Consider the following 15,240-nt stretch of genomic DNA (forward strand, 5'->3'; position numbering starts at 1 on the left):
TTCAGTCGGCCGCAGTCGCGGCGGGCTTGGCCCGGGTCAGCAGGTAGACCGCACCCAGCACGATCGCTGTGCCGAGGATCTGCAGCGCAGTCACCGGCTCATCGAGCAGCCATGCGCCGAGGAACACCAGTGAGACCGGGCCGATCACCGACAGCTGGGCCGCGGTGCCAGGACCGATGCGGCGCACCGCCGCCATGGTGAAGGTGACCGGCAGGAAGGTGCAGAAGAACGCATTGGCCAGCGCCCACGCGTAAGCCGCCGGCGCGAAGCCGAGCAGCTCGCTCGGCGAACGCAGCAGCAGGTAGTGCACCAGCACGGCGGCGGTCGACACCGTCATCGCGGCGACTACGAGGCGCGCTGTGCCCAGGGTCTTGACCAGCTCGCCCGAGACCGCGAGGTAAAGCGCGTACGAGATCGCCGCACCCAGCACCAGCAGGGCGCCGAACAGCACGTGGCTGCCTTCGACGCGCAGGTTCTCGATCAGCACCAGCACGATGCCGGCATAGCTCACGGCCATCGCCAGCCACTGCCGGCCGCTCACGCGCTGGCCGAGGAAGAGCAGCCCGATCAGCAGCACGAAGGTGGGATTCAGGAACAGGATCAGCCGCTCCAGCGAGACCGGCACGTACTGAAGGCCCCAGAAGTCCAGCAGCGAAGACAGGTAGTAGCCGAGCAGGCCGAGGACCAGCAGGGCCCAGCGCTGACGCGATGTCAGCGTCGGCCCCGGCCCGCGCAGGCGCTCTCGCAGGCCCAGCAGAGCGAACAGCGGCAGCGCGAACAGCATGCGCAGGGCGAGCACGTCGAGTGCGTCGAGCCCGTAGCGGTACTGGAACTTGGCAAGGATGGCCTTGGCCGAGAACAGAACGGCGCCGGCTGCGGCGAGCAGCAGGCCGCTGCGGTGGTTCAGCGCGGCGGAGGAGGGCGTGTTCAAGACGATCCGGGCCGGAGACAGGGCGCGCAGCATAGCGAGTACGCGGCCGGATCGAACCGGCGCAGGCGCGCGACAGCCGCAGGTTTCATGTCGGCCCGGCCACATCCGCGGCCCCTTGCTGCCCCGCTCACGCTGCCTGCACGACACTCCGCGCCCCCGACCCAGCGAGTGCCCCCATGCCCCGCGCCCTGATCTGGCTGCGCCGCGATCTGCGCCTGTCCGACCATCTGCCGCTGGCCGCTGCCTTGGAGCGCGGCGAGGCGCCGGTCTTCGTCTACGTGCATGCGCCCGAAGAAGAAGGCGAGTGGGCGCCGGGCGCGGCCTCGCTGGCCTGGCTGCAGCGCTCGCTGCAGGCGCTGGATGCCGAGCTGCGCGCGCGCGGCGCGCGCTTGGTCGTGCGCCGCGGCGGCAGTCTCGACAGCCTGCTGCAGCTGGCCCGCGACTGCGGTGCCGAGTCGGTATACTGGCAGCGGCGCTACGAGCCTGCGGTGATCGCACGCGACACCGCGCTCAAGGCGGGCTTGAAGGCCGCCGGCCTGCGCGCCGAGAGCTTCCGCGGCGCCACCCTGTTCGAGCGCGACGAGGTCACGACCGGCAGCGGCGGACCCTACCGCGTGTTCACCCCGTTCTGGCGCAACGCGCGGCCGCGCGTCGAGGTCGGCGCGGCGGTTCAGGCGTCAGCGCGCCTGCCCGAGCCGCCCGCCGTTGAATCGCTGCCGATCGAGGCGCTGAAGCTCGCCCCGAAACTCGGTTGGGACGCGGGCTTCTGGGAACGCTTCGCGCCCGGCGAGGCCGGCGCCCACGAAGCGCTGGAGGCCTTCATCGAAGGCGCGGCCGCGAGCTATGTCAGCCAGCGCGATCTGCCGGACCGCGCCGGCACCTCGCGGCTGTCGCCGCATCTGCACTTCGGCGAGATCACCCCGGCGCAGGTCATTCGCCGCCTGCAGCGCGAGGCCTGGCCAGCCGCCGCCGGCGAGCAGGTCGAGGGCTATATCCGCGAGCTTGGCTGGCGCGAGTTCAACGCGCATCTGCTGTTCCACTTTCCGCAAACCGCCAACGAAAACCTGAGCCCGCAGTTCGAGCATTTCGCTTGGAATGCGGCGGACGAAAAGCTGCTGGCCTGGCAGCGCGGCCGCACCGGCATTCCGATCGTCGATGCCGGCATGCGCGAGCTTTGGCACACCGGCTGGATGCACAACCGCGTGCGCATGATTGTCGCCAGCTTCCTCACCAAGAACCTGCGCCTGCACTGGCTGCACGGCGCGCGCTGGTTCTGGGACACCCTGGTGGATGCGGATCTGGCCAACAACACCGGGGGCTGGCAGTGGAGCGCCGGCACCGGCGCCGACGCTGCGCCCTATTTCCGCATCTTCAATCCGATGAGTCAGGCTGAGAAGTTCGACGCCCGCGGCAGCTACATCCGCCAGTGGGTGCCTGAGCTGGCCCGCCTGCCGGACAAGGCCCTGTACGCGCCCTTCGAGCACGCCGACCTGCAGCGTCGGCTGGCGCCTGACTATCCGCGCCCGGTGGTCGACATGAAGGCCTCCCGCGAGGCCGCGCTGGCCGCCTACAAGGCGATGCGCGCCTGATGCCCGGTTTCTGTGTGCGGCGTGACAGCGGAAGCGCGCCGTGCCCACAATCCCTGCATCGAGTCGATCGCGGAGCGCGGCGTGCAGGAAACCCTCATCCACAAGCCCGGCAGCGGCGGCGGTCTGCGGGTGCCGGGCTACCGCATTCTGCGACCGCTCGGTGCGGGCGGCATGGCCTCGGTCTATCTGGCCGTGCAGGAATCGCTGGAGCGTGAGGTGGCGCTCAAGGTGATGTCGCCGCAGCTGGCGGCCGATCGCGAGTTCACTGAGCGCTTCCTGAAGGAAGGGCGGATCACCGCCAAGCTTTCGCACCGCAACCTTGTCACCGTGTTCGACATCGGCTCGCACGAGGGCGTGTACTACCTCGCCGCCGAGTACATCGACGGCGGCACCCTGCGCGATCTGATGAATCGCGGCCTGACCGTGCCGCAGATCCTCGATGTGGTGGCGGATGTCGCGCGCGCTCTGCACTACGCGCACGACAAGGGCGTGGTGCATCGCGACGTCAAGCCCAGCAACATCCTCTACAAGGCCGACGGCACCGTGGTGCTGGCCGACTTCGGCATCGCCAAGGCGATGGACACCACGTCCACGGCCACCATGGCCGGCGCCTCGATCGGCACGCCCGACTACATGAGCCCCGAGCAGGCGCGCGGCGAGCCGGTCGATGGTCGCTCGGATCTTTACGCGCTCGGCGTGATGTTCTACGAGCTGCTGATCGGCCGACCGCCCTTCGACGGCAGCGATCCGTTCGCGGTGGCGCTTGCCCACATCACCCAGCCGGTGCCGATCCTGCCCAGCGAGTTCGCCTGGCTGCAGCCGGCGATCGACAGCCTCATGGCCAAACAGCCGCAGGATCGCTACGCCAGCGGTGAGGTCTTCATCCAGGCGCTCGAACGGCTGCGCGCGCGCATGCCCAAGGGGCAGGCCACCCAGCTGCTGCGCCACGACACCGCGCGCCGGATCGCGGTCGAGAGCGCGGCTACGGTGCCGATGTCCTCCAGCACCCGGCGAACGCCGACACCCTCGCGACGGCGCGTGCCGCTGGCGCTCGCTGCAGGTCTCGTCGGCGCGGTGGTGGTCGGCCTACTGCTGTGGGGCGCGGGCCGCGAGTCGACTGCGCCGATGACACCTGCCGAAACGCCGGCGACCGTCGGATCGAGTGCCGCTTCGAGCGTCGCGCCTGCGATTGCCCTGCCGGCCGATCTCAGCGAAGTGGAGTCTCTGCTGACCCAGGCCGATGCCTACCTCGACTACGGCACCCAGCCTGGCAATCTCGGGCGCCGACTCGACTACCCGGACGACGATTCGGCGCTGGGCCTGTACCGCCAGGTGCTGGCCTTGGAGCCCGGCAACGCCCGCGCCGAGGCCGGCATCGCCCGCATCGCGGGCTTCTATCGGGAGAACGCGGGAAAGCTGTGCGATCGCAGCCTGTGGGAAGCCTGTGCCACCAACGCGCGGAAGGGTTTGACCGCAGCGCCCGCAAGCGCCGATCTGCAGGCGCTGCTGGCACGCGCCGAGCGCGGGCAGGCGGGCGGCTGAGGGCCTCGCAGAGCGGTCGTGCGGCCGCGATCAGCCCGGCAGCATGAAGCCCAGATCGCGATACGTAGCGACGTAGCCGCCGGTGGCCGGACCGAAGCGCGGCACCGCGCCGCCCAGCGCCGGGAAGATCTCGTTGATCTGCGACTCGCTGACGCCGAACCAGCGCGCCAGCGTCGCCGCGTACTGGTCCACCGCCAGCTTGGGAATGATCTGGCCCCAGCCCGCATCGTCGGGGCCATTGCGCACCAGGCCCGGCATCTCGCCGTAGATGTCGCGGCCGCGCACGGCGCCGCCGATGACGAAATGCTCGCCGCCCCAGCCGTGGTCGCTGCCGTCGCCGTTGGCCGAGGAGGTGCGGCCGAAGTCGGAGGCGGTAAAGGTGGTGACCTGGTTCTGCACGCCCAGCTCGACGGTGATGTCGTGGAACATGCGGATGGCATGCGAGAGCGCCGCGATCTGGTCGCGGTGGTCGTCGAGCAGGCGGTCGTGGAAGTCGTAGCTGCCGACGCCGACAAAGAACACCTGCCGACGGTGGCCGAGCTGCGCGCGGGCCTGGATCATCCGCCCGACCATGCGCAGCTGGCCGACCAGCCGCTGGTAGGCCGTGGGCGCGACCAGACCGAGCCCCGTGGGCAGGGTCGGCGTCGGCGTGGCCAGCGGCGGATTCGCCGCCAGCGCCGAAGTCACCAGCGCGTAGTTGTCGAGGCTGCGGCGCTGGATCTGGGCGGCGGCGCGCTCCATGGGGTGATTCAAGGGGCCGTTCAGCAGCGCATCGATCGCCGCGCGCCTTGGGGCGTTGAACTCCTGCAGGTAGCCGCTGCGCGCCTCCGCGCCCTGCGTGCCCATGGCATAGGGCTGCACGCTCGTGCCGGTCTGCAGGAAGTTGTGGCCGCGCAGCGAGATGCTCATCGACAGCTGCGGGTTGGGGTTCTGCGCCTGCAGCAGATCAGCGATGCGTCCGGCCCAGCCGATCTTGTCGGGAATGTCCGGCCGTGAGGTCTGCCAGAACACCTGCTGGTCCGAGTGTGAGAACAGCTGCGGCGGCACCCGCGCGCTGCCGTTCTGGAATGTGGCGCGCGTCACCGGCTCGATCAGCGGGCCGACGTTGGCGACGATCGCGCAGCGCCCGGCCTCGAACAGATCGCGCAGAGGGGCGGCGGCGGGATGCAGGGCGTACTGGCGGCCGTTCGACTGCGCGGTCTGCGGGTTCAGGTGGGTGCCGGCACCGAGCGCTGTCAGCGGCAGGGCGAGGCCCGGGCGCGCGTTGACGTACGTCGCATGCGACGCGTTGTCGCGCGGGATCACCGTGTTGACGTTGTCGTTGCCGCCGTCGAGAAAGATGCAGACCAGCGCCTTGTAGTCGCTGCCCTTGGCGATGGCGGAGTTGTCCAGCGCAGCCGCCTGCAGCACGCGCAGGTTGCCGAACTGCGAGTACAGGCTGGCGCCGCCCAGCGTGGCCAGCAGGCTGCGGCGGATCAGGTCGCGACGGTTCATTTCTGCACCTGGTATTCGGGCGAGGTGATGATCAGATGCACGGCTTCCCAAGCGCGCTGTCGTCCGCCGCTGTCGCCGAAGCCGATGTAGGGAATGCTCTCGATGTAGGCCAGCACAACGCCGCGCATGTGCGCCGACATCTGCCCGCTCATCAGCAGCACATTCAGATGATCGATCAGCTGCGCGGGCGAGGTCGCCAGCGACCACAGATTGCTGAAGTCCATCATCACCGTGCGCGCGTCGGGATTCGGATTGAAGTTGTTGCCGGCGTAGTGGCGTTCGGTTTGGCCATACAGCCAGTTGGCGGTGCGGGTGACGAAGACCTCGTTGACGATCTGCAGCTCCGGTGAATACATCCCGAGCTGGGTCAGCTCGCCCGGCCGGCGGTAGTCGGGCTGGTAGAAGTTGAACACCGAGGGGCTGCGGTTGGGCGCCTGGTTGAAGTGCGACTCGGGGTTCCAGTCCGCGTAGCGGCCGTTGGCCGCGGCGGCACCGAAAGCGCGCCACAGATGGGTCTGTCGCAGCAGCGGCTCGCGCACCTTGCCGAAGCGCTGCGGCATCGTCAGGTGTCCGCTGCGCGCTTCCGGATCCATCAGGATCGCCCGCACCAGGGCGCGCAGGTCGCCGCGTACGCCCTGGCCGTTGTTGTTGAACACCGCGGTCATGCGCGCGATGTAGGCCGGCGAAGGGTTGCTGGTGACGAGGTTCTGGATCAGCCGCCGCGACAGGAAGGGGCCGACGTTCGGGTGGTTGAAGATGTTGTCCAGCGCGAAGTCGAGATTGCTGTTCGCTGTGCCGCCGGCGGGACGCGTCACGCCCAGCAGCAGCTGCTGGTTGTCGGGGTCGGCGTCCGGTTCGGCGTGGTGGAAGCTGGCGAACGGCTGCATCGGCATCGTCCAGCCGACCGCCTCGGGCCAGCCGGGTCCGCAGAACTCGAAGTCCGAGCAGTTGCCGAAGTTCCAGCCCGTGAAGACATGGGCGAAAGTCTTGACGTTGAACTGGTTGTAGCTCGGCACCGGCTGCCCGCCCTGCAGCACGGGCGTGCCGTCGGGGTTCAACATCACCAGGCCGATCGAGAACAGCTGCAGGATCTCGCGCGCGTAGTTCTCGTCCGGGCGGATGTTGAGCACCGTATCGGGTCGGCGATTGCCGCGCATGCTCAGATAGCTTCCCATGGACGGGCTGCGGGTGATGTGGCCGAGCAGGGCACGGTAGTTGCTGAAGGCGCCGTCAATCAGCAGGTCGTAGTAGACCGACACCGCGCGCGGCTCGATTTCGAGCGGGCCGTTGGCGTCCGACACCACCAGGATCTGGCTGAGCGCATAGGCGACGCGCTGGCGCAGCTGGTCCGGACCGGTGATGGCGTTGCGGAACCAGGCCTCCATGCGCGCGTTCTGGTACAGCGGCTCGCCGAGGCCCACCACGTAGTCGAGATAGGGCACCTGGCGCGAGGCCGGTGCGGCGAATTGCTCGTCCAGCCAGGCCTCGTAGCCGATCTGGCGCAGGCGCTGGATGTCGGTGAGCCGCGTGCCAAACGTGGACTGGGTCAGGAAGCGCGCGGCTTCGGCGTCTGACTCCGGCGCGAAAGGCTCGAAGCCGCTGGCGAAGATGCGCTGGGCGAAGGCGGGTGCGGTCGCCGCCATCGCAAGCATCACCAGAGCGGTGAGCAGACAGCGCAGAACGCGACGGGAATGCGGGACGCACGCGGCCATGGCTGGCTCGACTGTGAATAAACGTGAAGCCCAACCCTAGCGCTGCGACCGGCCCGCACAAGCGCAAAACGACGAACGGGGTCGTCCGCTGGATTGGCGGACGACCCCGTCTTTGTCACGCATGCTGCTGTCAGTTGGCGTTGCAGCGGCCCGTGGTGGGCACCGTGATGCGGGTCAAGCTGTACTCGCCGTTGCCATAGCTGGACTCGAAGCGGAACTGACCGCGGTCGCACGCCGTGAAGCGCACCGTCAGGCGACCCCAGTCGCGGTTCGTCTGCACCTGGGGCGGGGCGAACGCAGCGCCGAACTGGCCGCCGTTGGTGATCTGCAGCGGCACGGTCACTTCACTGGCGCCCCAGCTGAATGGCACCGCGCCATTCATCCACACCTGACGACCCTCGAAATAGTCGTACCAGTACACGACCATCAGCGGCTGGTCGCCATTGGCGGTGCCCGGCGCGGACTGCGCGATTTCCAGCACGATGCCGCGGCCCGATTTCTCCGGGTCGTACCACGAACCTGAATGCAGGGGCAGGATCGGAAAGCCGCTGGTGCGCACGGCGCGCTTGATCAGCGGGTAGCGCACAGGCGAGTCGGTGCTGTTGGGGAAGATCGGCTCGGCATTGAGCTGGTCCACCAGGGCCATGCCGTGGATGACGCGGCCGAACACCGTGAAGTCGGGATCCAGCTGGGCGTTGTCCCGGGTGTTGATGAAGAAGCTCGAAGTCGCCGAGTCGCGCTGCACCGCACCGGTGAACTGGTTCGAGGCCAGCGCCATTGCCAGCGTGCCGCGCAGGTTGCTGGGCGCGGGGCGCCGTTCCGACACGATGGAAGGCTTGGCGCGGATGGCCTGGAAGCGCGCATCGGCAGCGCCGGCCTGCACCACGAAATTCGGCACGATGCGATGGACCAGCGTGTTGTTGTAGCTGCCGTCATCGACATAGGACAGGAAGTTGGCCGTCGTCCTCGGCGTGTTCACGGCGTCGAGTTCGAGCAGGATCGGCCCGCGGTCGGTATCCAGCAGCACGCGCGGATTGGTCGTGCTCTGGGCGAATGCGGCGATGGGCAGCAGGCAGAGCAGGGCGAAGCAGAAGCGATTCAGCATGGCTCGGGTCATCCTCGATCAGCGTACTCGGCGGGGGCGCAAGCATAGCCCCTCCGCTTGAGCCCGGTGGGGCCCGAGCGTGATCCGGGGCGCGCGCTGCGTGCGTGCCGCGAACCCTCAGGTTTGGCAGCGACTGCACCAGTACAGGCGCCGACCCCCCAATTCCTCGCGCTGCACGGTGCCGCCGCAGGCTTCGCAGGCTTCGCCGGCGCGGTCGAACACGCGGAAGCGGAAGGCATCGCCATGATCGACCTGCAGATCCGCACGCAGGCGGCTGCTTCCGCGTCGCGACACACCGCGCGTCGCGTAGCTGCGCCGCGGAACCGCCAGCAGCGCTTTCGCCAATGCCCGCAGCTCGGGGGGCGCGAGATCCCGCGGTCGACGCTGCGGTGCAATCGCCGCTTCGAACAGCACCTCGGAGCGCAGGTAGTTGCCCATGCCGGCCAGGAAGCCTTGGTCCAAGAGCAGCGCGGTCAGGCTGCGGCCGCGGAAGCGCGGCAGCTCAAGCCGCGCGGCAACGGTTTCTGCGTCCAGCCGGGGATCAAGCACATCGGGGCCGAGCTTGGCGAGAAAGGGATGCTCGGGCAGGCGCTGCGTTGGCCAAAGCTCGATGTCCGAAGCCGAGTAGAGCAGGATCGACTTCTTCGCGGTCGAAAGCGCGACCCGCAGGCTGCGTGAGGTTTCGGGCCAGCGTCCCGGTGAAGCGACTTTCCACACGCCATACAGCTGGTTATGGGTGTAGAGGCTCAGCCCGTTCTCGAAGTGGGTGAGCAGCGCTTTGCCATGCGGCTCGATGGCCAGCACGCGCCTGCCGACCAGGGCATCGGCCTGGGCGGCAAGTGCGGGGAACGCGAACCACACATCGCTCAGCACCTGCCCGGCGACAGCATGAGCGAGCTGATCGGCGGCGCGGCGGATCTCGGGACCTTCAGGCATGCCGCGCAGTCTGCCGATGCGGGGTTGCCGAGGGCGTGAAGCGCAGGCCCGCCCGGCGCTTGCGCGACTCTTGCCAAACGCGATGCGCAGCCCCGAATCCCGAATCCCGGCTCAGAACAGCAGCGAGGCCATGCGGCGCCGTGAGCGACCGACCAGATCCTCGTCCTCGACCAGGCTGAAGGCCTCGATCAGGCTCTTGCGTGGCTGGCCCTCGCGCCAGCTGCGATCGCGTTTCAGCAGCTCCAGCAGGGCGTCGAAACCCGCAGCGCTGTCGCCGGCGACGATGTGATGCACGCCGAGCAAGTGCAGGGCTTCGAGATCGTCAGGGTTGGCGGCGAGTCTCGCCTGCAGAGCGATCGGCGCGGGTGCGCCGCTCAGCAGGCGGGCGAAACCCAGACGGGCGCGTCCGCGCTTGGCGCGCTCGTCGGTGGCGAGGTTGGCGGGCAGGGCATCCAGCAGGGCTTCGGCCTCTGCGCTGTCGCCAGTGGTGAGCAGGGCCAAGGCGAGGTCGAGCTTCAGCTCGGCACGCTCGGGCTCGGCCTCGATCTGCGCGCGCAGCTGATCGACGCGCTCCTGCGGCAGCAGCTCTTCGGCTTCAGCGACAACGGCCTCTTCGTCCGCTGCTTCGCGGGGCTGCACGCCGTGCTGGGCGAGGAAGGCGCGCAGCTGCGCCTCGGGCAGGGCGCCGGGGAAGCCGTCGACGATCTGGCCGTCCTTGAGCAGCAGGATCGTTGGCACCGAACGGATGCCGACCATCGCCGCGAGCTGCTGCTCCTTGTCGACATCGACCTTGGCCAGCAGGAAGCCGCCGTTGTACTCGGCCGCGAGCTTCTCAAGGATCGGCTTGACCTGTTTGCAGGGGCCGCACCAGGTCGCCCAGAAATCGACCAGCACCGGCACCTCCTTCGAACGCAGGATGACGTCCTGCTCGAAAGCAGCGGTGGTGGCATCGAAACTGAAGACGCTGTCGCTCATGGTGGACTCCGCTCTCGGCTGGAAGGGCGCGGCATCGTAACCGCAGCCTGCCTGTGTGCGGTCTACTCGCGCGCTTTGCAAGAGGGCGCGCAGAGGCATCGTCGATGCGCACATGAGAGTCGCCCGGATGACGCCAAGCGGAACAGCGTCGCCCGCATCAAGCTTTCGAATCCCGAATCCCGAATCCCGAATCCCGAATCCCGAATCCCGAATCCCGAGCCAAAAAAAACCCGCCGGCCCGGTGGCTGCAGGGGAGGGATCTGCGGCAACACCTGTTGGGGCGGCGGGTTCTACCAATCGCCCGCCGGTGTTCCGGCGGGCGCGCGTCCTGTTGGACGCAAGCGGAAGCGGTTACTCGCTGGCGGCGGGCGCCTCGGCGGATTCAGTCTTGGCGGCGGCCTTCACCTTGGGCGCCTTGACGGCCTTCTTGGCGGCGGGCTTGGCGACCGGCGCAGCGGCAGACTTCGCGGCCGGCTTCGCGACCTTCGCGGCGGGCTTGGCAGCTTTGGCCGCAGGCTTGCGGGCCGCCGCCTTGGGCTCGCCGCCCAGCTTCTTCAGTTCGGCGGTGAGCGCGTCGACGCGCTTGGCCAGGTGTCCCAGGTCCTCGTGGCCCGGCACGCCCAGGCGGTTCAGAGCGCGCTGCACGCGCTCCTCGAAGATCTTCTCCAGCTTGTCCCAGGTGTCGGTGGCGCGATCGCGCACCTGCTCGACCCGGTTCTCGACGGCATCACGCACGGCGTCGACGCGACCCGTGGCGAGCTTGCGGGTCTTCTGTTCGATGCTCGAACCTTCCTTGACGAGGTTCTCGAACAGGCGCGAGCCCTCTTCCTGCGCGCGGTTGAAGGCGCCCATGCCAGCGAGCCAGATGCCCTGCGCGGATTCCATGATCGAGCGCGACAGCGTTTCAGCCTTGCCGCCGAGCGCGGCGACCGGCGACTTCGGAGCGGCCTTCCTGGCGGCGGATTTGGCGGCCTTGGCGGCGGGCTTCGCGGCAGGCTTGGCAGCCGCGGCTTTCTTGAACTTGGCCATGTCAGATCTCTCGCAGTGAAGGGGGCGAACACGTCGCATCGTGCCGACGCCACCTAGAATAATCACACTATGCGATCACCACGCTGTGCGCGTTCAGCGTCGGCGGCGCCTCGAAGGGCTGTCCACCCGGTTCTCGATCAGCTCCTCGACTTCATCCAGCGCGCGCGACAGTCGCGCCGTAGTCGCGGTATGCGGCCGATAGGCCTGCCGAATGCCCTGCATCAGCGAGGGCGACTTCGCATCCAGCAGATCCTCGCGCAGGCGCAGCCCCAAACGCGCAAGCATCGGCCGCAGCGCCTCGCGGTGTCGGCCCAAGTCGCGCAGCGTGACGCGGTAGGCGTGCTCACAGACGCGCTGGCGCGAGGCGTAGCTGAAGGCGTTGGTGAAGAACACCTCGGCGTCGTCGTGGTTCGGCTCAAAAATCAGCTGATCGCTGTGGCTGTACTGCTGTGCGTACTTCGCGAGGCCCACCTGCATGCGCGACTGCAGCAGCGTGCGGAAGGTTTGCGAGAGCACCATCGGCAGTCCGCCCTCGGTCACCGAGGACCGTCGCTCGCCGCCAGCGCCCTGAGCAGCGTTGCCGTCGTAGGGCACCAGCGGGTTCAGACCGATCAGCAGGTCGATGTCCTCGTCGAGCGCGACCGAGCCGTGCATGGTGCGGCGCAGGGCGCCGTCGACCAGGTGCCGTCCGTGCAGCTGCACCGGCGGGTAGAGGCCGGGCAGGGCAGCGCTGGCTTGCACGGCGACCGAGATCGGCACGTCGTCCCAACCGGCGCTGCCGAAGCGCACGGTCTCGCCGCTGTCGAGGTCGACCGCGATCACCCTCAGCTTGCGCTTGAGCTCGCGGAAGTCGTTGCTGCGGCCGCGACGGGTGAAAGCGTCGCGCAGGAAGTGCTCGATGCCGCTGTTGTCGAACAGGCCGTTGGGGATCAATCCTCCGAACCGACCCAGCAGATCGCCAATCCCCAATTCGCCAGGATGCAGCAAGGCATTGCGCCAGAAGTCGAGCAGCAGCCGCGGCAGCCCCACCACGCGGCGGGCGTACTCGAACACGGCGGGGCGCAGAAAGGTCTCGGGCCGGAAGCGCACGTCACCGCTTTCGCCGGTCAGGAAGATCCGGCACATGGTGGCGGTGTCCATGCGGTTGGCCAGCGAGGCGGCGAGAAAGGCGCCTGAGCTGACGCCGACGTAGATCTCCAGCCGGGTCAGGTCGAGGCCTTCGATGGCCTCGTCGAGGGCGCGCAGAGCGCCGAGCTCGTACATGCCGCCAATCGGGCCGCCGCCGGCGACGGCGAGACCGATGCGAGGCTTGCGGCGGAGTGGGGCGCTGGCGGTCTGGATCGAGAGCATGCGCTAGGGTATGCAGGAGTCAAGCCAGCGAGTGTAGACGCTGATATCGGTTTCCGCCCCTGCAGCCCAGCAGACGCAGGGCGATTTATGCGACCAAAGTCGAATGCACGCCCACCATCCCACCGCCCGCCGTCTGGCCCGGCTGATTGCCGCCAATCAGCGTCTGCGCAGTTTCGATACCGAGCCACGCAACCGCTCGCCCTGGCTGCCGGCCCTGCAGCGCTGGCAGGCGCAGCGGCTGAAGGCCAGTTTCGCGGCCTTCCTGAAGCGCCCGGATAGGCGCGCTGCGGCCGAGTTCTTTCTCAGCGATCTCTACGGCGACCAGGATGTCAGCGGTCGCGACTCGGCGGTGGCGCGCATCGTCCCGCGCCTGATCCGCCTGTTGCCGGACGACTTCCTGCGCACCGCGGCCGATGCCATCGAGCTGGGCGCGCTCAGCCACGCCTTTGATCTCCGTATGGTCGACTGCCTCGTCCGTGGCTACGGTGAGCGCCCGCGAGTCTTCGATGAAGCCCTCTATGCGCAGGTCTATCGCGACTGCGGCCTTCCCCGCCTGCGCGCGCGTCAGATCGACTTGATCGTCGAGGTCGGGCAATCGCTGGACGAGGCCGTGCGCCATCCGATGCTGGGTCGGGTGCTGAAGCTCTCGCGGCTGCCGGCGCGTGCTGCCGGCCTGTGGGAGCTGCAGCAGTTTCTGGAGCGCGGCTTCGCCGCTTTTGCCAAGCTGGGCGGCGCCGACGAGTTCCTCGCCACGATCGAGCGGCAGGAGCGCGAGGCGAGCCGGCGCCTCTTCGCCGGACATCCGCAGCCGTTCGCGCCGCCGTCGTGACCTCGATGCCCGGCCACGCAGGCCCCGCGATCAGGCCCGCTGGATGCCCCGCACGCCGTCCTCCACCCGGTAGCGCCCGACGGTGCGCACCGTGCTGTGGCGCTGCTTGACCGTCTCCGGCGCACGCAGCTGCACGTCGGCATCGCGGCCGATCTCGATCAGCACGTAGCCGCGCTCCTCACTGTTCAGGCGCAGCAGCTGCGGGTTGTCAGCGCGCAGGGCGTCGTACTCGGACTGCGGCCAGCCCTGCGAGGCCATCGATGTGCCACAGACCTCCGCCGCGACGGTGCGTGCCTTGCCCGAGGGATCGGCCTGGACGTTGGCGATGATGTTGGCGTGCATGTCGCCGCCGATCACCAGTGGATTCGACAGGCCGGGCCGCGCCAGCGCTTCAATCAGAGCGCGCTGGCTGTGCGGATAGCCATCCCAGCCGTCGGTCCAGATGGTGCGACCGGGCCCCGCCTGATTGTCCATGGGCGCGAGCAGTGTTTGCTGGGCGACCACGTTCCAGCGCGCCTCCGAGGACTCGAGCTCGCGGTACAGCCAAGCCTCCTGTTCGCGGCCCAGCAGGCTCCGCTGCGGATCCTCGATCGCCGCGCAGGTGGCGGCATCAAGGATCGTCGAGCCACCGCGCTTCGAGGGATCCGGGCAGGCCATGGCGCTGCGGTACTGGCGGTCGTCGAGCACGAAGAAGCGCGCGAGCTGGCCGTAGTCAACGCGGGTGTGGATGGGCATCGAGCCGTCCACGCGCGGCCGCATCCGGCGCGGCAGCGGCATGTGCTCGTAGTAGGCCTGGTAGGCCGCGGCGCGGCGCACCAGGAAGCGCGGGTCGGCGTGCTCGCTCTCATCCGCGGCGGGGTCATTGTCGACCTCGTGATCGTCCCAGGTCACCAGCCAGGGCAGGCCGGCGTGGGCATCCTGCAGATCGGGGTCGGTCTTGTACTGGGCGTGGCGCACGCGGTACTCGTCGAGCGTGTAGGGCTCGCTTCCCATGTGCCGCCGCACCAGATCATCGCCCCAGCTGTTCTCGTAGATGTAGTCGCCCAGAAACAGCATCAGGTCCGGCGCATCGCGCAGCAGCTGGGCGTAGCCGTTGAAGTAGCCCTGCTCGTAGTGCTGGCAGGACGAGAACGCGAACTTCAGCGCGCGCGGCAGCGCATCCACCGCCGGCGCCGTGCGCGTGCGGCCGATGCGGCTCACGGCATGGCCGGCGATGAAGCGGTAGAAGTACACGCGATCCGGGCGCAGGCCGACGACGTCAACGTGCACGCTGTAGGCGAGTTCGTGCACCGCGCGAACGCCGCCTTCGGCCACCACCTTGGCAAAGCGCTCGTCCTCGGCGACCTGCCACTGCACCGCGATCAGCGCGTCGCGTTCGATGCCGCCATCGGGCTGCAGCGGCGCGGGCGCCAGCCGCGTCCACAGGCTGAAGCCATCGGCCGTGGGATAGCCTGAGGCGACGCCGAGCTGGAAAGGATCGGCCACAAACCGCGGCGCCTGTTGGGCGCGGGTTTCGCCGGCCCCGAGCAGACCGACCAGGCCCAGGCCCGCCGCGGCGGCAAGCAGGTCGCGACGGCTGAGGCGGCCGGAGCGCAGCAGGGCATCGAGTCGGGCGGAGCGGTTCGAGTGGGTCATGGCTGTCGATCGGGATTGGGACAGGGCCGTCTAGCCTGCCAAAGCCCGATGACAGGCGATACCGTCCTGCCGTGCCGCTTGCATTGACGCTTCCGCGGGCGATCTGCACCATC

Annotated in this window: 12 protein-coding genes; 3 read left to right on the plus strand and 9 right to left on the minus strand. The window is 68.8% G+C overall.

Annotated elements, in window-relative coordinates; all coding sequences use genetic code 11:
• Position 1: 1 nt before the first annotated feature.
• Positions 2–964 carry a DMT family transporter gene (locus H4O13_03930; protein ID MBE5314532.1) on the minus strand — a complete coding sequence of 321 codons (963 nt, stop codon included), beginning with the start codon at positions 962–964 and terminating at the stop codon, positions 2–4.
• A gap of 143 nt (positions 965–1,107) precedes the next feature.
• Here H4O13_03930 and H4O13_03935 point away from each other — a divergent pair, with 143 nt between their 5' ends.
• Both H4O13_03935 and H4O13_03940 read left to right on the plus strand, forming a co-directional pair.
• On the plus strand, positions 1,108–2,520 hold the full coding sequence (locus H4O13_03935) for a deoxyribodipyrimidine photo-lyase (protein MBE5314533.1): 1,413 nt from the start codon (positions 1,108–1,110) through the stop codon (positions 2,518–2,520).
• Between the two features lie 81 nt (positions 2,521–2,601).
• The gene (locus H4O13_03940; GenBank protein MBE5314534.1) at positions 2,602–4,062 is read left to right on the plus strand and encodes a serine/threonine protein kinase; all 1,461 of its coding nucleotides are present in this window, start codon (positions 2,602–2,604) and stop codon (positions 4,060–4,062) included.
• A 30-nt stretch (positions 4,063–4,092) separates the two neighbouring features.
• Here the strand turns inward: H4O13_03940 and H4O13_03945 are convergent, their stop codons facing one another.
• From H4O13_03945 to H4O13_03975, 7 genes are all read right to left on the minus strand, one after another.
• Complete coding sequence (locus H4O13_03945) at positions 4,093–5,556, minus strand: DUF1501 domain-containing protein (GenBank protein ID MBE5314535.1); 1,464 nt, start codon at positions 5,554–5,556, stop codon at positions 4,093–4,095.
• A complete protein-coding gene (locus H4O13_03950) occupies positions 5,553–7,268 on the minus strand; it encodes a DUF1800 domain-containing protein (protein ID MBE5314536.1) in 1,716 nt (571 codons plus the stop codon). Before H4O13_03950 ends, H4O13_03945 begins: the two co-directional genes overlap by 4 nt.
• 130 nt (positions 7,269–7,398) lie before the next feature.
• Positions 7,399–8,373, minus strand: a complete 975-nt coding sequence (locus H4O13_03955; protein ID MBE5314537.1) for a peptidylprolyl isomerase — start codon at positions 8,371–8,373, stop codon at positions 7,399–7,401.
• Positions 8,374–8,490: 117 nt separating this feature from the next.
• A complete protein-coding gene (gene nei, locus H4O13_03960; protein MBE5314538.1) occupies positions 8,491–9,309 on the minus strand; it encodes an endonuclease VIII in 819 nt (272 codons plus the stop codon).
• Positions 9,310–9,420: 111 nt separating this feature from the next.
• On the minus strand, positions 9,421–10,284 hold the full coding sequence (gene trxA / locus H4O13_03965; GenBank protein ID MBE5314539.1) for a thioredoxin: 864 nt from the start codon (positions 10,282–10,284) through the stop codon (positions 9,421–9,423).
• A 351-nt stretch (positions 10,285–10,635) separates the two neighbouring features.
• Positions 10,636–11,313, minus strand: coding sequence for a phasin family protein (locus tag H4O13_03970; GenBank protein ID MBE5314540.1), 678 nt, complete (start codon positions 11,311–11,313; stop codon positions 10,636–10,638).
• A gap of 93 nt (positions 11,314–11,406) precedes the next feature.
• A complete protein-coding gene (locus H4O13_03975) occupies positions 11,407–12,663 on the minus strand; it encodes a patatin-like phospholipase family protein (protein MBE5314541.1) in 1,257 nt (418 codons plus the stop codon).
• A gap of 103 nt (positions 12,664–12,766) precedes the next feature.
• On the opposite strand from H4O13_03975, the gene H4O13_03980 reads away from it, so the two are divergent.
• Complete coding sequence (locus tag H4O13_03980) at positions 12,767–13,492, plus strand: hypothetical protein (GenBank protein ID MBE5314542.1); 726 nt, start codon at positions 12,767–12,769, stop codon at positions 13,490–13,492.
• Positions 13,493–13,522: 30 nt separating this feature from the next.
• Here the strand turns inward: H4O13_03980 and H4O13_03985 are convergent, their stop codons facing one another.
• Complete coding sequence (locus tag H4O13_03985) at positions 13,523–15,127, minus strand: alkaline phosphatase D family protein (protein MBE5314543.1); 1,605 nt, start codon at positions 15,125–15,127, stop codon at positions 13,523–13,525.
• Between the last annotated feature and the right edge of the window lie 113 nt (positions 15,128–15,240).

The organism is Lysobacterales bacterium (genome assembly GCA_014946745.1).
In the GTDB taxonomy this organism is placed as follows: Bacteria; Pseudomonadota; Gammaproteobacteria; order Xanthomonadales; family Xanthomonadaceae; genus Aquimonas.